This window comes from Pelagibaculum spongiae (genome assembly GCF_003097315.1).
In the GTDB taxonomy this organism is placed as follows: Bacteria; Pseudomonadota; Gammaproteobacteria; order Enterobacterales; family Pelagibaculaceae; genus Pelagibaculum; species Pelagibaculum spongiae.
The window spans coordinates 1-16,283 of the sequence record NZ_QDDL01000009.1 but is presented as its reverse complement, the minus strand read 5'-3'; the positions used below and the strand labels follow the sequence as shown (position 1 = coordinate 16,283).

The 16,283-nt window shown below is 42.6% G+C and carries 14 protein-coding genes; 6 read left to right on the top strand and 8 right to left on the bottom strand.

What is annotated here, in order from left to right; all coding sequences use genetic code 11:
* Positions 1–70 precede the first annotated feature (70 nt).
* Positions 71–1,927 carry a methyl-accepting chemotaxis protein gene (locus DC094_RS17150; RefSeq protein WP_116688358.1) on the bottom strand — a complete coding sequence of 619 codons (1,857 nt, stop codon included), beginning with the start codon at positions 1,925–1,927 and terminating at the stop codon, positions 71–73.
* Between the two features lie 175 nt (positions 1,928–2,102).
* Here DC094_RS17150 and DC094_RS17145 point away from each other — a divergent pair, with 175 nt between their 5' ends.
* Positions 2,103–2,861, top strand: coding sequence for an HAD family hydrolase (locus DC094_RS17145; RefSeq protein WP_116688357.1), 759 nt, complete (start codon positions 2,103–2,105; stop codon positions 2,859–2,861).
* Between the two features lie 58 nt (positions 2,862–2,919).
* Here DC094_RS17145 and DC094_RS17140 read toward each other — a convergent pair whose 3' ends face one another.
* The gene (locus tag DC094_RS17140) at positions 2,920–3,201 is read right to left on the bottom strand and encodes a hypothetical protein (RefSeq protein WP_116688356.1); all 282 of its coding nucleotides are present in this window, start codon (positions 3,199–3,201) and stop codon (positions 2,920–2,922) included.
* 28 nt (positions 3,202–3,229) lie between these two features.
* Positions 3,230–3,673, bottom strand: coding sequence for a hypothetical protein (locus DC094_RS17135; RefSeq protein ID WP_116688355.1), 444 nt, complete (start codon positions 3,671–3,673; stop codon positions 3,230–3,232).
* Positions 3,674–3,902: 229 nt separating this feature from the next.
* On the opposite strand from DC094_RS17135, the gene DC094_RS17125 reads away from it, so the two are divergent.
* The 4 genes from DC094_RS17125 to DC094_RS17110 are packed head-to-tail and all read left to right on the top strand — an operon-like array spanning position 3,903 to position 8,178.
* Positions 3,903–5,033, top strand: coding sequence for a DUF3592 domain-containing protein (locus DC094_RS17125; protein ID WP_116688353.1), 1,131 nt, complete (start codon positions 3,903–3,905; stop codon positions 5,031–5,033).
* Between the two features lie 22 nt (positions 5,034–5,055).
* Complete coding sequence (locus DC094_RS17120) at positions 5,056–6,906, top strand: DUF3592 domain-containing protein (protein ID WP_116688352.1); 1,851 nt, start codon at positions 5,056–5,058, stop codon at positions 6,904–6,906.
* Complete coding sequence (locus tag DC094_RS17115; RefSeq protein WP_116688351.1) at positions 6,896–7,225, top strand: hypothetical protein; 330 nt, start codon at positions 6,896–6,898, stop codon at positions 7,223–7,225. Before DC094_RS17120 ends, DC094_RS17115 begins: the two co-directional genes overlap by 11 nt.
* A 2-nt stretch (positions 7,226–7,227) precedes the next feature.
* The gene (locus DC094_RS17110; RefSeq protein WP_116688350.1) at positions 7,228–8,178 is read left to right on the top strand and encodes a hypothetical protein; all 951 of its coding nucleotides are present in this window, start codon (positions 7,228–7,230) and stop codon (positions 8,176–8,178) included.
* A gap of 119 nt (positions 8,179–8,297) precedes the next feature.
* Here DC094_RS17110 and DC094_RS17105 read toward each other — a convergent pair whose 3' ends face one another.
* From DC094_RS17105 to DC094_RS17090, 4 genes are all read right to left on the bottom strand, one after another.
* A complete protein-coding gene (locus tag DC094_RS17105) occupies positions 8,298–9,866 on the bottom strand; it encodes an FGGY-family carbohydrate kinase (RefSeq protein WP_116688349.1) in 1,569 nt (522 codons plus the stop codon).
* 80 nt (positions 9,867–9,946) lie between these two features.
* Complete coding sequence (locus tag DC094_RS17100; protein ID WP_116688348.1) at positions 9,947–11,632, bottom strand: glycerol-3-phosphate dehydrogenase/oxidase; 1,686 nt, start codon at positions 11,630–11,632, stop codon at positions 9,947–9,949.
* Between the two features lie 40 nt (positions 11,633–11,672).
* Positions 11,673–13,352, bottom strand: a complete 1,680-nt coding sequence (locus tag DC094_RS17095; RefSeq protein WP_116688347.1) for an FAD-binding oxidoreductase — start codon at positions 13,350–13,352, stop codon at positions 11,673–11,675.
* A gap of 133 nt (positions 13,353–13,485) precedes the next feature.
* Positions 13,486–13,776: an RNA-binding protein gene (locus DC094_RS17090; RefSeq protein WP_116688346.1), complete on the bottom strand. Its 291-nt coding sequence runs from the start codon at positions 13,774–13,776 to the stop codon at positions 13,486–13,488.
* 431 nt (positions 13,777–14,207) lie between these two features.
* On the opposite strand from DC094_RS17090, the gene DC094_RS17085 reads away from it, so the two are divergent.
* The gene (locus tag DC094_RS17085; protein ID WP_116688345.1) at positions 14,208–14,795 is read left to right on the top strand and encodes an OmpA family protein; all 588 of its coding nucleotides are present in this window, start codon (positions 14,208–14,210) and stop codon (positions 14,793–14,795) included.
* Between the two features lie 429 nt (positions 14,796–15,224).
* Here the strand turns inward: DC094_RS17085 and DC094_RS17080 are convergent, their stop codons facing one another.
* Entirely contained in the window at positions 15,225–15,803 is a 579-nt protein-coding gene (locus tag DC094_RS17080) for a hypothetical protein (RefSeq protein WP_133245601.1), read from the bottom strand.
* Between the last annotated feature and the right edge of the window lie 480 nt (positions 15,804–16,283).

Here is a 16,283-nt window from a genome sequence, read left to right as displayed (position 1 = left end):
CGATATATTGCATCGAATGTAAAAAAGCCGCAACAGCTTTAAATCTATTGCGGCTAATTACATTAAATAATTAGGTCCTATAGCCGGCAACCAATCCTTTTAAGTCACTTGCCAGTCCAGCAAGTTGGGTGCCCACTGAAGCGGTTTCTTCAGCGCCGGTTGCAGTGTCTGTTGCCAGTTGTGCAATATTACTGATATTGCGGTCAATCTCTTCAGATACGCAGCGCTGTTCTTCAGCAGAAGCGGCAATTTGTTGGTTCATTTGTTCCATCTGGCCAACAGCATCTTCAATATTTTTTAAGGCTTCGGTGGTTTTGCCAATATTTTGTGAACCTGCTTCGGCTGCTGTTAGGCCGCTATTAATTGCTTTAACTGTGCTATCAACACCATGGCGAACCCGAGCAATGATTTGTTGAATTTCTGAAGTTGATTCTTGAGTTTTGCTGGCAAGGCTGCGAACTTCATCGGCCACTACGGCAAAACCTCGACCAGACTCACCGGCACGGGCAGCTTCTATTGCTGCGTTTAAAGCCAGCAAGTTAGTTTGGTCAGCAATGCCACGAATCACGTCTAATACCTGGCCGATATTCTCGGCATCTTGTTGTAATTCACGAGCAGTAGTTGCTGCATTTTGAGTTTCGCTGGCAATATGAGAAATGCTACTGGCAGATGATTGCGCTTGCTGCAAACCTTCACAAGTAGTGGAAACAGCAAGCGCCGATATATTGGATGCATTAGCCGTGTTTTGCGCGACTTCTTCTACCGTTGCGGTCATTTCATTAATAGCGGCTGCGACTTGTTGTACTTCTTGCTGTTGCTTGGTGCATTCCCTTCGGGTTTGTTCGGCGACAGCGGCACCGCGATTACTGGCATCTTGTAATTCACCGGTGGCATTAGATACTTTCATGCAAAGAGATTTTAGATTATTTACAAAAGCATTAAATGAATTGGCAACGCAGGCAATTTCATCTTTGCCACGAATTTTAAGCTGGCTGTTTAGATCGCCACCGCCCTGTGCAATTTCTTGCATTCGACTTTGTAATAAATTCAGTCGATTAGAAATTCCTAGAGCAATACTAAGTGTGCATGCGAATAGAATGATGGCTAATAAAAATGCTACAGACAGATTCTTTTTAACTGCACTGTCTAATTGCTGATTAATAAATATATTTAACTGCTGATCAAGTTGTTCCATTTTAGCTGCGGCGTCTGAAGCGGCTTTTCTTAGCTCGCCACGCGCACCATTTTTATGAGTTAAACCCAGCTCAATATGTGAATCGATTAGTCTTATTAATCCTGTCTTATATAGTGTCAACGTCGGTTGTAAAGCAGCAACAGGCTGGCCTTCATGGGATAATTGTAAAAGCAAAGCATCGGCTTGTTGAATGAACTGATCACGGTACTTCAGGTTCTTACGCAGTAGAAAATCCTTTTCCTGACGGCGTAAGCTGAGCAACGATTTACTCAAGTCATCCCGCTGTAAAACATATAGCTGTTGCTCCAAGGATTTTGCCGCTGATCGTAACTTTCCTCTTAGGCCTTGTTTCTCATCCAGCCCTTGTTGGATCATAGTGTTAGCGAGTTGCTCGAAACGCTTTTGATAGGTTTCAATTGCACTGTGATAGGTGCCCAGAGCCTGCTGGTTGATACCTTGTTCAGTTAGTAAAGATGCAAGTTGTTGCTCTATCTGAAACTGCTGATTGAGGTTATCCTTGTGTTGTTTCAGGTATTTGTCTTGCTGGCGAAGTAAGAAATCCTTTTCGTTACGACGAAGTTGCAGCAGACCTTGCTCAAGTTGAGCTAGTGTCAGGCGGGTATAATCTAGCTGACGGGTCTGGCTTAAGGTGTACTGGTTGAGCGCCATTAGAGTCAAAATGGTAAGCGCCATGCCCGCCGAGATACTAATCAGTTTACTTTTGATCGACATGTTAGTGCATTTGCCTCACTGAGGTAGTTGTTAATGGCAAGCGTTATGAGTTAAAGAATTAAACATGTATTTTTAATTCATCTGCCATATTAATTAATTTTTAGAGATTTATGATTGTGTATGACTTAATAAAGTCCATAACCTAAGAGTTATACCTGCCGCTGTGGAGAAAAAAATGTCCCAGAGCAATACCCCGAACTACATAGAAAATAACAAGCTGTTATCTGCAGAATTTGTGAAGGCTATCAGTTTCGACCTTGATGACACCTTATGGGATAACATACCTGTCATTATGGGTGCAGAGCGAGCGCTATGGGGTTGGTTAAATATTAATGCACCGAGAATTGCTAAAAAATTCTCGATGTGGGAGATGATTCAACAACGGCAATTGCTGTCAGAAAAATACCCTGAGCTAGCTCATGATTTGAGTGCACTAAGAATCAAAGGGTTAACTTTAGCCTGTGAGGTCACAGGTGAAGATCCTGTGATTGCAAAATTGGGCTATGACTTTTTTATTCAGGAAAGAAACCGAATATTTATTGCTCCTGAAGTATTTAGCTTGCTAGAAGAGTTGAAAAAACACTACCAACTATGTGCGATTACTAATGGTAATAGCGATATTAATCGCTTGGGGCTGGATAAATACTTTGATTTCTCGATCAGCCCGAAAGATGCCGGTGTCTTAAAACCAGCTAAAAAGATCTTTCACATGGCAGCGGAGCAATTGAAGTTGCAGCCAGCACAGATTGCCCATGTTGGTGATAGCTTGGAAACTGATGTGATGGGCGCTAACCAAGCTGGCTTTGTTTCAATCTGGTTTAATGGCAAGTCAGTTAATTATGGGCAGGCTGCCCAGGAGCAACAACTTGGCCCACAACATCGGCCAGCTGTTGAAATTAACTGTTTGCAGCAGCTGCGAGATTTATTGCCTTAGAAATATTTTTAATAATCAAAATTTACCGAAGTTTGTAGAGGTTAAGGTTGTGGAATAATCAAAGAACAGAATATGCGGCAAAGGTAATAATTCGGCTGATAATGACTAATAAAATTAAGTCTGGCCATACATCATTGCCGCTATATTTTTGCAATAAATAGAACAACACAATCAAAGAAGCGATCCAGCCAATCAATGGAATTACAGCCACTAGCGCCGTTATCGCGACTGTAATCAGCGTTTCTTTAAAGCTCAATTGAACAGATAGCACCTTTGATGCAAGCCAAAGTGCAGCGCCACCAATCAGTAGATTGACCAATAGAATAATTAGAATACTCATTGAGTCCTTTTGCTTGAATGATTTCGGATTACTGTAACAAAAGCCCCATCACATTTTTTCGGTCCATCTGATTTTTCTCTGCAATTTGTTGCAAGCTGGTGTCACTGTCAGCTACGGCTACTCCTTGGCTGGTTAGCAAGGTGACTAATTGCTCTTTGGTCAGCTCCAGAACCGCCGCAGAATTTTCTAGGTCAGCTGTAAAGAGCGCAACTTCGGCTCTTAAAAATGGAGGTGTTCCTTGCTGCTCTAAAGGAATCATTACAGTCATCAAAGTAATCATCACACCTGCTGCAATTACAATAACGCTGCCGATAGTTACCCAGGCACTGATGCGCGAGAGTTTGGAGCTAAAAGTATCTAAATAACAGATTTTGATTACTTCATCGGGGGGCAACGCGCAATTGGTGCGCATGGTTTTGGCATCAACTGATTGATAATTATCTACATAGTTATCTGAGGTATTGGCGGTCATCGCGCTACTTCCTGATCAATTATTTTGCTGCTAAATGTTTCTGGGTTGCTAGCTAATGATAAAGCGCGACTAGGCAAACGATATGCAACAAAAGCGCAGCAATCGAGCAAGTCGATATTATTGATTTCTATGCCGTCACTAGATGATTTTTTTGATAACAGATATCACAGTTTAGAAATACCGCAGCATCTGTATAATCGATAACAAAAGAATCAATAGCTAGTTAACTATGACCAATAAAAAAAGAACGTCTCGATTTTCATTGTTTCAATTCATTATTGCATTGGTGTTTGTGGGATATGCAGCCAATTCTATGGGCTGGACAGAACAGTATCTGGGTTATGCAAAAACCTTGTTCTGGAAACCGGTTTCAGTTGAGCTTACTAGTTTGGCGATCGATGAGAAGGCTAAAACAGGAATCACAGCTGAATATCAGTACCGCTATAACGGCCAACGCTATACCAGTCAGAAAATTCGTGCTGTAGATAAAAACTGGCTCGATTCTGACCAAGCATTAGAGATTTATACCAGCCTGCGGAGCCAAAGAAACTCTGGAAAAGTTCAGGGTTGGCTTAATCCTGAGCAGCCAAAGCAAGTGGTACTTGATCGCAACATCTTACATGTTGATGCTCTAGCTTCTTCTCTTTTCACCCTGGCTTTTTTAGCTATGCCCTTGTTGATGGCATTGCTGCCATTGCTATTTCGACGAAAGCAAAAAACCGAACCAGAACTAAAAGCAGAAGAACGAACAAAAATTCATCAGAAGAAAGTAGTCGATTTAATTGAACAGCCGGTAATTACTAGTCAGCATCAAGCCGAATCTGAGCAAGACGCGTTGCAGCAAATTTCATTAGAAAATCTCGGTACATTAGACAACCCACAAGGGGTTAAACTGTACAGCCGTGCGATGAGAATGTTGGGTGCTAAAATACCATTTATTTTAACCGGTAGTATTTTCTTTAGTATTGGCATTTACTTTCAAAATGAAACCGATGGTTTAGGAATTATTTTCTCTATTGTCGGTGCTTTGTCTGTTTTAATTGGATTGTGGCTGGCAGGAAAACAGCTAGAAGCCATTATTACTAATGGTCGGGTGCAAGTCACTCGTCGCTGGGCAGGCATTCGATTATCACAAACAGATTATCCGTTTACTAGTCTGCAACAGCTAGTGTTAAAAGAAGGTGCTCGAATTACCGCAAATGGTAAGCACACCCAAATGATGGCTCTGGCGATTGAGCATCAAGGAAAACTAAAAACGATTGCCGAAGGTATTCAGGGGCAAGAGCCTGCAAAAGCTTTGAAGTATTTGCTGATTAAAAAATTGTCAGAAGTTCAAAGTTCAACTGAAAAAGCTGCATAATCAATTAATAAAAGGCTGAGTTTTGCAACTGGAAAAAGCACCAGAAAAGAGTCGTTTCGGTTGGTTATTCGTTCTGACTGGTTTGATTATGATGTTATCAGCTACAGCTCCCGGCCTGTATCGATATGTTGTTACTGCTGATTGGGTACCGGTTAGAGCTGAGTTGTTATGGGTTGGATCTGATTCGCAATTCGCAGATATCGAATATCAGTATCAATGGCAGGGTAATAGTTATCGTTCTAACCAGCTCTCTTCCCATGATGTTGAATCAGAGTTTGATACGTTTAATCGACAACAATATCGTGAAATTACCCAGCGGGCAGAGAAAGGTTTACTGCTTGCCTGGGTGAATCCAGATCATCCAAAGCAAGCTTTTCTGGTCCGTGCACAAAACAATACCCAGTATTTTGTTTTGAGCCTTATTGCTTCGTTGTTTATCTTTTCTGGAGCCTGTGTCGTACTGGGATGGTTTCCGGGGCAAAGAGTTAAACCGGATAACTCCAGTTGGCAAATGGGCAAAAGCCCTGATTATTGTTTCTGGGTTGTTTCAGGGCGAAGTCATTCCGAGCTAGCTGCTGGCTTTGTTGCCATGCTGTTTATTATTTGCCTGTTTTTTCCATTGTTATTGTTGCCAAAAAGCAGTTGGTTTGAAGGGCTGCCGATCTTTGGAGGCTTTGGAATATTTATAGGTGTTTTTCTCTCCTATTTTCTTGGGAGTGTAGATAGACATTTTCAGTTAAAGCTACATAAACCCTGGCAATTGAAGATACGCAGTGTTCTGAATGATCAGGGATGTATCGATCAAAGGCAGCAGTTTGCAGGCCAGTTGGATATTCCATTTTCAATATCAGATACGGCAAAAATTGAATTGGTGGGATATGGAAAAGTGGCCAAAGATCAGCAGTGGCGTTTTACTCACCCAGCTAAAGAAGCGGTAGTAATAGAACAATTATCTGATCGGCAGTTTTCCTGTGTAAACCATTGTCGGCTGGGCTTTGAGTTAGAAATCCCACAGAACCACGGCTCACAGAATAAAGAGTGGCTTGATGGCGACATTTGCTGGTTTTTAAAGTTTAGCGGAGAAGTTATAGGCAAAAATGGAGAGCAGTTTTCGGTAGATAAAAAGTGGCAACTGCCGAATGTGCTTCAAAAGCCTCAGCCAGCAAAACCTTTGCTTAACGTATCTGAAGGTTCAAAATATGACTTATCCGGGTTTTCCGGACTGGCGTATCAGAACCATACCGATCAACAAGCTCTGGATCAGGAATTATATCGTGATTTATTAGAAAACCAGCTAACTATTCAAAGAGAAGATCAAAGTAATATCAGTGTAAAAACAAAGCTGTTTAATAAAAAAAATTCATTTTTCAAGCGTGTTTATTGGTGGCTAGTATCGCTGATGCTAACTGTAGGGTTAGTACTGGAAATTATCGAGAGGGTTTCTCAATCCGTTAACTTGGCAGCTAAATCAACTGATGTGTTTGGTTTTTCTATTGTTGCTTTAACGCTGGGTGAATCTGCGGGCTACCTGGTTTTTGTCGCAATTAGTGGCCTAATGTTAGTTGTTTTTTCATTTCTGGTGGCTGCTGCTGTCTGGAGCAATATTCGGGTGATTGAAACAATAGTAAGCAAAGGTACTGTTGAACAGGTTTATCGTGTGTTTGGCTATATTTACCGGCAAAACAAGTATCAAATCCCTGCAGATTATCGACTCATTCTGGATAGCAATGGTTCGAGCTCTTCCTCTGATTATAAAAATGAAACATTCACTATTGAGCTTGGATTGGCTGGGCAGGTGATACCGGTCACAGGTGATGTTAGCAACAAGCAATTAGCAAACCAGCTGATTGAAGATATTCGACATGTTATTTAATTTTGCCTTTTTTGAAGTTAAAACTTCTGTATCAGGAAAGCGAGGAGCGCTCAAAAACAAAAGCAAAATTGACCAACGCGATGGACCTGAAAGATATGTACCAGATCGCTTGCAAAAAGCAGCCAACAAAAACTGGTTAGGTCAAGCTGATAAAGCAAAAAGAATTTCAAACGAAATAGAAGATCAAATGTTTGACTCGGGGCTTGAGGGTTATGTTGTTCATATAACTCATGTCAGGAAGGAAAAGCAGAGTGTTGAGTTTTATAAGTGGGTTCCAGGAAAGAGGCTGGGTGAAAAAATCGACAATACAAGGATATAGCAATGCTGAGTGATCAAACCTTAAGAAGACGATATAAGAAAATCTACCGGGAGCATCTGCAATGGTGGGATGATATTAGGCAAGGAGCTTATATTTCAGAGCAAAAGTCAAAAGCGATTGAAAAGCTTTGTTCTGAGTCCGACACCTCTATTTTAGGAAAAAATGAGTTTGATTTTCAATCTTCCATGTTGATGGGAAAAGTTAATGCAGAGATGATTAATAGGGATGCGAATATTGAAAGCATAAACCAACAGCTATCGCTAAGTTTGTCATACTGTATAATTTCACTGAATTTTGCTCGACTTGTCTGTCAGGTAAGGGGGAAACCGGCAAGCCCTATTTTCAAATATCAGAACTCCAGTAATTTCATAGCTGTTGGACTTATGTTAGCCATGTGCTTGAATGATGAAAGTGCGGTGGCTTTTTTAAGTGATTTTTTGAAAGAAGTTATCGAAACCAAAGCTAATGATGGGGTTCCGTGCGACGCATCACTCGTCAACTTGTCTTTATTCCTTGCTTGTCTCTATCAAGGGTTGGATGAGGAAGACTACCCCGCACTAAAAAGTTATAGAACAATAATGGATGGCCTAACAAACAATGATGGAGAGTTGCTTGGCAGCGGCTTAATGAGTGCCCTTGACTATCATGTGAGTATTGCTGCTACAGACACTAAAGAGTCTGCCAAGGAAGCTGCCGCCATTTCTAGTATGCCTTTTAATGATGCATTTAGTAGCTGCCTTCTGTTATTTCCTATTGAAATCATGGCTGTACTGTCAGTGGCTAATAGAAGAAAAATTAAAGTTGAAACTTTAAATCATCCTATGTGGAATCATGCAGACTATGAAGCATTAATTGGTAAGCTCAAGCCGCTAGATATTTATGATGATTTTCGAGATTTAGGGTTGAAGATTCTCCGCTCAAATGGCATACACTGTAGTTATCATAGTGCTTGAGCAATGGCTTGTAGTTTTTTATTCAAATTAATAACTAGGGTGGGTGTTTTAGTTGTGTTTTTTAATTAATAAAAAAGCCGCAATTGCGGCCTTTTTAATATTTGGGTATTGCTTGGGGATTACTCAGGATAACCGGTAATATCCCGTATATCTTTATATAGTGGCTGTAGCTGTTTATACATTTTCAAATAAACCCGCTTATATAACTCGTCATAAATTTTTGCATTGGCCGGAATTGGGTCAAATACCTGGCCGGTATGAACCATTTTCTCTACTGCGGTATCAAAGTTCGGGTGAAGACCAAGGCCGACTGCAATATCAATACAAGCGCCTAAACCTGAAGTTTCATAGGTATGTGGCCGCGCAGCGGGCAAGTTAAAAATATCAGCGGTAATTTGCATCGCTGCATCCGATTGAGAACCGCCGCCAGAAACACGTAATTGGGTTATCGGTGTTTTGGTTCGCTTTTCGACTCGCTCCATACTTTCACGCAGGCTGTAAGCCAAGCCTTCTAGAATCGCCCGGTAGAAGTGTCCACGCTTATGAACGTCACCAAAGCCAAGAATAGAACCTTTGGCTTCACGGCCCATTTTTACACCGGGTGACCAATAAGGCTGCAGCATTAAACCCATTGAGCCAGGTGGTATTTCTGCTACTAATTCATCAAACAAAGATTCAACTGAAACATTTTTTTCTTCGGCGAGACCTTGCTCGCGATGGCCGAATTCATTTTTAAACCAATTGACCATCCAAAAGCCACGGAAAATTTGAATTTCAGTGCTGTATGAGCCAGGTACTGCAGATGGGTAGGGCGGTATAAATCTTTGTGGTTCTATGTATTTTTTCTGGGTGGTATTTACCGTCGCAGTTGTGCCATAACTCAAGCAGCCAACATCTGGTTCCAAGCCGCCACTACCGAGTATTTCACAGGCTTTATCGGCGGCGGCAGCCATTACTGGAGTGCCTTGTGGAATGCCGGTTAGCAATGAAGATTCTTCAGTTATTTCACCGATCAATTCACCAGGCTTTACTAGGTCAGGTAGTATTTCTTTAGTGCCTGGAATTACTTTCCATTTCCAGTCATTTTTACCGGCCCATTGTTGTTTTTTATAGTCAAACGGAATATATCCCACCTGACTTCCCACTGAATCTATAAATTTTCCAGTTAATTTATAATTCAGCCAACCAGATAATAATAAAAATTTGTGAGTTTTATTCCAGATATCTGGTTGGTGTATGTTGATCCATCGAGCTTCTGCGCGAGAGAGAAAATAATCGATGGTTTCTTCCATACGAATTAATTTAAATGCCAATCCCCATAAGCCACCAACTCTTTTATTGATTGGGGTGCGGCGTTGGTCGAGCCATAAAATAGCCGGGCGTAATGCATTGCCGTCTTTGTCGACATTCACCACACTGGCGCGCTGAGTAGTAACTGCAACACCGGCAATGCGATTTTTATCCAGTGGTTGGCCATCAGTTGTGGGTGCGAGCCAAAGTGCCTGGCATGCTTCGCAGGCTTTTTGCCAGAAATAATCCGGGTGCTGCTCTGCCCAACCGGGCTTTTCTGAAAAATAGGCTTCGATATGAATTTGGCTTTTGGCAACGAGCTGCCCTTGCAAATCAAATATCAAAGCTCTTACGCTCTGGGTGCCATTATCGATGGCTAACAGAAGATCCTTGGTCACAGCATTTCTCTTTTATACCCAAAGCAGTCAAATGCCAAAAGCGGTTAAATACCTTCGGCGATTTTGACAGGCTTTGTAAATTAGGCGGTTGCTTGTTGTTGAGCCATTGTTCCCGAAAATGGTGAGCTATAGGCCTGTTGCCATACTTCTCGCCATTTGGCTGCCTGTATTTGCCAAGTCAAATCATCCCAGCCTAACTCGCTTTGGCAAATCTGACGGATTTTTTGAATATGTTCTTGGCAAGCATTTTCTAGCAGGATACCGATTCGGGTTCGACGAAGCAGCAGGTCTTCTAACTGTTCTACCTGTTCTGCTCGGGCTGCCCAGCGCAATTCTACCCAAAGCGTGTGGGTTGCGGGTATTAGATCAAGTTCACCGTGATCTGCTGCAGCAATCACCTTTGCCGCCTGATCGCCAAATCGGCCACAAATTCGACTTAACTGATCGGTAGTTAATTGTTCACTGACTTCTGGTTTTAGTTGTGTTCGAAGTTTTTCTGGTGCCAGTGCAGGGTCGATAATAGGGCCGCCTGCTGCTTTTTCTGATGCGCCAGGCAAATAAGGTTTAGCCTTTTCTAATCCTTCTAACGCACTGAGATGGAAAGTGGTTAATTTGCCGCCAGTAACGGTAATTAAACCTTGATCATCGCAAATCAGACTTTCTCTAGACTCTTTAGATGGATCTATTTTCTTGCCTTTACTTGGCTTACTTCCAATAACGGGTCTCACTCCTGACCAGCTAGCAATAATATCGTTGGAGGTAATTTTGGCAGCTGGAAAAAGGTGTTGCGCGGCTTCTAGTAAATAAGTTGCTTCGCCTAGGCTGATTCGTGGTTCCAAATCTAGATCGGCTCGATGATCAAGATCGGTGGTGCCAATAATTGTTGCGCCTTCCCATGGATAGAGATAAACCGGACGACCATCTTGAGGGTGATTAGTCGACACTGCCTGAGAAACAGGTATCCGCCAATTCGGTAGCACCAAATGGCTACCGCGAAGTGGGCGAATGATTGGTTTCTTACCGCTTTGGCCGCGTAAATTATCGACCCATGCACCGGTTGCATTAATCACGCACCGGGTTTGTACTGGAGTAGTAAAATTTTCTGGCTTTTGGCTATCTAAAGGATCGACTAGTTGGTCTTCTACTACAAAATGACTAATTTTTTCGCCATCGCGAATAATCTTTTTTCCCTTGCAGTAGTTCAGTGCAATGCCGCCATAGGCTTCACCCTGTTGAATCAGTCGTAATACCATTCGGGCGTCATCAGTACTGGCATCGAAAAATCCTGATGCGCCATGTAGCCCCTTTTGTCGAATGCCAGGAGCTAGCGACTGAAGTTGCTCAGGAGTGAAATAACGACCGGTAAAACGCAGTGCAATTAAATCGTAAGTTAAAATGCCGCTGCGAATCATCCAGCGATTGAACACTTGGCCATTGTAACTCGGTAAAATAAAACCCAGTCGGTGAACCAGTCCAGGCGCTTCTTTCAATAGTCGGTCACGCTGTACCACTGAATCACGAGTTAAACCGGGCTTGGCTTCTTTTAAGTAACGAATGCCGCCATGCACCATTTTTGAAGAACGGCTGGAAGTGCCCCAGCTGAAATCTTTTTGTTCAATTAACAGGGTTTTCAGGCCGCGTTTACAGGCTTCGGAAAAAATTCCAGCACCCGTCACACCACCGCCTACGATTACCAGGTCAAAAAATTCATCCAGCTTTGCAAGGCGATCCGATCTGGATCTACCGTCTTTTGATGTAATAGGCATAGCAGCCTCCGCTTACCGCTAACTGTTGGAGCTTTTAGCTCTAAGCAGTTTGTTTTATTTGTTGTTGTTTTTTCTTATCAAGCGATTGTACTGCGAGTGAATCGACTTCTGTTTCAATGTCGGCAACCAACTTACCCGGATTCATAATACCGCCAGGATCCATTAGTTGAATATTGTTTCGCATCACTTTCATTCCCAGCTCGCCTTTTTCTGCAGGCAAATAGGATGCGTGATCAACACCAACGCCATGCTGGTGAGAAATAGTGCCGCCGCAAGCAACGATCGCTTCACTGGATGCCTTTTTGAAATTTTTCCAGCGCTGCAAGGTTTCAGGATAATCTTTGGCAACATTGAAAATATAAGTGGTGTAAATGCTCGAGCCTTGAGCATAAACATGTGACAAGTGAGTAAATACCTGAACCTTAACGCCCATTTCCTGTGCAGCATCTTTTACTGCCTGCTCCATGGTTTGCATGGTTTTGCTGACGTTGGACCATTTAACGCAGGTTTCAAAAGTGTCTACTGCAAAGCCAGCATCCCACATGGTGTGGCGAACATAAGGTGAGCGGAATCTGGAGTGCTCCCACTTTTTACCGAGTGGTGCTCCTATATAAATGCCGCCAAATCGCTTGCATTGTTTTATGGCTTGTTTTAACGCAGTTTTAGCAAAAGACTTGCTACCAGTTGCGCCGATCATTGCCACGCACATTTGTCCTTCATGGCAACCGCGCAATTTTAGATAGCGTTTTAATCCACCTAATAAATACGGGTGTCCGGCGAGCACCATGTGGCTAGAAGTTTCTTCTGGATTAGATAAGCGCAACATCGATACTGGAATTTTTTCCTGACCAATTGCTTGCAAGCAATCGTGTCCTTGTTGCCAGTTGGGAAAAAATACGCCATGGAAAGACTCATGTTCCGCTTTTGGTGTCACTCGAACTTTAGCTTTGGTAATAATGCCTAGGCGGCCTTCTGAGCCAAGCACGAGTTCTCGCATATCTTGTCCGGCTGAATTAGCAGGAATTTCTGGAATTTCTAAAGTGCCAATAGGGGTTTCCATTTCACCACCGGCAAACATTTGTTCGATGCGACCGTAGCGATAGGATTGTTGACCAGAAGAGCGAGTTGCTATCCAACCACCGAGCGTTGAAAGCTCCCATGACTGAGGATAATGTCCCAAAGTATAACCGCGAGCTTTTAATTGGGCTTCCAGATCTGGCCCGGCAACACCGGCACCGAAAGTGGCAATTTGACTAGCAGTATCTAAATCTTCTAATTGACGCATTCGTCCCATATCAATGGTAACGATTGGTCGTTTATCTGAAGAAGTAGCAATGATATGCCCGGCAACACTGGTGCCACCGCCGTAGGGAATCACTTTAATATTCTGCTCACCGGCCCAAGCGAGTAGCTGCTTTACATCTTCGGAAGTTTCTGGCCAGCAAACGGCATCAGGGAATGGCCCTAATTCACCTTCTCGCATGGCCAGCCAGTCTTCTAAGCTTTGGCCGCGAGCGTGGCGTAATCGATCTTCAGCATCTGTAGACAATAAAGGGTGTGGGTTATCGATTCGCGATTCCGGCACTTTTTTCAGAGCGCTTTTAAAATCAGCATCCGGTAAAGCTTTTGCTTTACCGACTCGCGACTCAAGAAATTTTCTTGCATGCTTGTTGAGTGGGAAATTGTTTGCATCATCTCCCCATCCATTCCACCGGCGCATATTACTTCCCCTTTTGTTTTCAGAATTTTTATTTGGGACTGCCTGTCGGCATATTTTATAAGTTAAATTAAACGCTGTTTAATTTAACTTGAAAAAAACACCCGATCCATTTAACTAGGTCAGGTATTGCAAATTAGTAGTGGCCTTGTCCTTCGTAACGTTTGTTAATCTGGCCAGCTGGGCTGCTCGATTTTTGCTCTGTAGCGTTAACACGAATTTCGTGATTTTGTAATTCTGCACCGTCAGATTTTAAAGCAGCTTCTTCGGAGGTAAAAGTTATAAAGCCCAAGCCATGAGAGCAGGCAGATTCGCGATCCATGATCACTTGACCATTGTCTATTTCGCCATAACTGGAAAAAAAATTTACTAGGTCTTCATCTGCTACCGACCACAGCAGGCTACCCACAAAGATTTGGTTCGACATATCTCTCTCAAGATGTGTCGTGCAGCACACTTCTGCTCGACATTAACTGATCGTGATAAGTCACAATGGTAGTATCAAGCAACAAAAGAAATGCAAAATTAACGCCACGGCGGCAGTATTGCATGGTCAAAAGCCGCTGTAAATCATTCGTAGTAAAGATTATTTTTTGTTGTTTTGTAAACAATGCTTTGTTTTAGCAGAGCCTATATAAATTGAAATCAATAAATATAAGTTTGCCTATAGGTTTTACGGCTATAGCGATGTAGCCAATAAAAATGTGACTAATCGTTATTAATGTTTTGATTAATAAAGATTCTGTTCGCGACTGATCAGAAAATAAACCCGCCTGCCGGAAACAGGTGATGGTTAGTTTTCTTTAGGTGGTTTCAGCGGTATAAGCAGAGTAATTACCAGTCAGTTTAGGATCAAATATGTATCGCTCTTTATTATTAGGCTGCCTGGCTTTGGCGCTTTCCGCTTGTAATTCTACTCCGGCTAAACCACAAAAACCGGAACTGGATACCAGTTTTTCAATGCCAGTTGCCAGTGCCGAAGGTGAAATTCAATCAGGTTTGTCGGGAGTGCAATTGGAAATCTGGCTAGATTTTCAAGCCAATGAATTGGAGCGTGCGCTGAAGCAATCCGGAATTCAGGTTTCTCTATCGCTAGAAAGTGTTCGGCTATTAATGCCAGGTCAGCAAAGCTTCTCTGCTGGGCAAAATAAGATCCAATCACAGTTCTTGCCAGTGCTAAGTAGTTTGGCTGAAGTGTTCACTCAATATCCTAACAGTAGCATCGTGATTAATGGCTATACCGATAGCTCCGGTCCAGCAAATACCAATAAGCAACTGAGCCTCAAACGAGCTCAAGCGGTAGCGACTTATCTGAATAAACAAGGTGTCGCGCACAATCGGTTATTTGTTCAAGGGCGTGGCGAATCTAGCCCGTTATTCAGTAACACAACGGCTGAAGGCCGAATGAAAAATCGTCGGGTTGAGTTAGAAGTTATTCCGCTATAGCCCCGACTATTGTGTGGTGTTAGTTGATGGCGATAAGAATGAGTTTTTCTTGAAGCTGTCAGCTCAGCTTTAAAAATAAAAAGGCGTACCTAAATAGGTGCGCCTTTTTATTTCCAGGGACGGAATGTATGTCGTGGGGAATACAGCTAATGCTGGGAGTAATCATCTGTCAGGAAGCCGGCATATGCTTTTTGAGATAGATATTGCTGTGGTGATTGTCAGTAACAAGACTTATATCGCCGAGCATACCTTTCTGAACAGTTAAGCTTGAATGGATCAGCCAACTATTGGCACCATGAATAATAGTAGCGCTACATCTATATCGAACGCCCTTCCTTTTCTATCTATATAGCAATAGAAGCCATAACTAGAAGAAGGTCGCCGTAGTATTAGCTCTATCGAGGTTGGGCGACCGATAGGGCGTAGTTTTTATGCAGCTTTTGACATTAGAAGCTTTGCACGAAGGTGTGCCTCAAGCTTAGGTTTGCATGGATTAAGCCCGAAGTTGCTAGGAAAGCTCTTAACTGCCTCAAGGTTTCTATCGCTGTCGTCCACCAATATAAAGTAGCTGCAATCATGATCCTGGCAAGCTAGGCTGGCGGCCTCAGCTTTTGATTTGTAATTCTTAGTTGTATTGCTTCCTTGGTTGAACAGTAGCTGCTGCTCTCTTTTATAGATTGGGGTTCGTGTCAGGTAAATTACATCATCCTCAAAAAAACCGGTTGTGGCCCTTCCTATGGTTCTTTTTGTGCCATAGCAACGATCGAGCGTAATCCCTAAGTTTTCAGGGGTGTAATTGCCATTGCTGATGATGGCAACTTTAACGCCAGGGATCGCACCAGAATAAATTTCGTTGAATAGTTGGGTGTAAAACGCTTTACGGAATAAACGAAAGCCAGGGTTGCTATCAGTTTTTCCTATCAACTTCACTGGTTGCATAAACGGCATCTTGCTTGTCTCGAGATATTTCTTATAAGCAACAGGCAGTGCGCTTTCTCCTTTATCCATTGTCCAACCAAAAGCGGGGATCTTAGGGTCTTCAGATATTAATAACGTACCGTCGACATCGAAACAGAGCAAAATCACTTTATATCTCACTGCGCTAATAAGGTTTTGGGCCATCCTAGATAGTTTTTCAAGTGGCCTCTGGAACCAGTTCACAAAATTAGTAGGTCAGATCTCGGGCAAAACGCTTGCTTTGCAAGGAGGGCTTTGGAGGGAAGAACGTTTCATTTCAAGGTGGAGGTAGTTACGATTTAAGAGGCTCAGAAGCACAATCAACCACTTAGCTTGCACATTACCGATAACTTACTTTTTCTGGCAGATTCTTTAGCAAAGCGCTTGTGTTCTGTCTTTAGATACCTATAATGCGACCTCGCTGTCACGGCAGCAACGCAAACAGAACGAGACACGAACAACGAGACACAACGAATTGAACGGCTTTTAGCCAATCAGACTGTTTGTTTCACTAGGTTTTTAAAGCTTTCT

Bases quoted from the DNA above. Each gene is read 5' to 3' on its own strand.
- DC094_RS17150 (WP_116688358.1), bottom strand. From the start codon at position 1,927: ATGTCGATCAAAAGTAAACTGATTAGTATCTCGGCGGGCATGGCGCTT.
- DC094_RS17145 (WP_116688357.1), top strand. From the start codon at position 2,103: ATGTCCCAGAGCAATACCCCGAACTACATAGAAAATAACAAGCTGTTA.
- DC094_RS17140 (WP_116688356.1), bottom strand. From the start codon at position 3,201: ATGAGTATTCTAATTATTCTATTGGTCAATCTACTGATTGGTGGCGCT.
- DC094_RS17135 (WP_116688355.1), bottom strand. From the start codon at position 3,673: ATGACCGCCAATACCTCAGATAACTATGTAGATAATTATCAATCAGTT.
- DC094_RS17125 (WP_116688353.1), top strand. From the start codon at position 3,903: ATGACCAATAAAAAAAGAACGTCTCGATTTTCATTGTTTCAATTCATT.
- DC094_RS17115 (WP_116688351.1), top strand. From the start codon at position 6,896: ATGTTATTTAATTTTGCCTTTTTTGAAGTTAAAACTTCTGTATCAGGA.
- DC094_RS17110 (WP_116688350.1), top strand. From the start codon at position 7,228: ATGCTGAGTGATCAAACCTTAAGAAGACGATATAAGAAAATCTACCGG.
- DC094_RS17100 (WP_116688348.1), bottom strand. From the start codon at position 11,632: ATGCCTATTACATCAAAAGACGGTAGATCCAGATCGGATCGCCTTGCA.
- DC094_RS17095 (WP_116688347.1), bottom strand. From the start codon at position 13,352: ATGCGCCGGTGGAATGGATGGGGAGATGATGCAAACAATTTCCCACTC.
- DC094_RS17090 (WP_116688346.1), bottom strand. From the start codon at position 13,776: ATGTCGAACCAAATCTTTGTGGGTAGCCTGCTGTGGTCGGTAGCAGAT.
- DC094_RS17085 (WP_116688345.1), top strand. From the start codon at position 14,208: ATGTATCGCTCTTTATTATTAGGCTGCCTGGCTTTGGCGCTTTCCGCT.
- DC094_RS17080 (WP_133245601.1), bottom strand. From the start codon at position 15,803: ATGGATAAAGGAGAAAGCGCACTGCCTGTTGCTTATAAGAAATATCTC.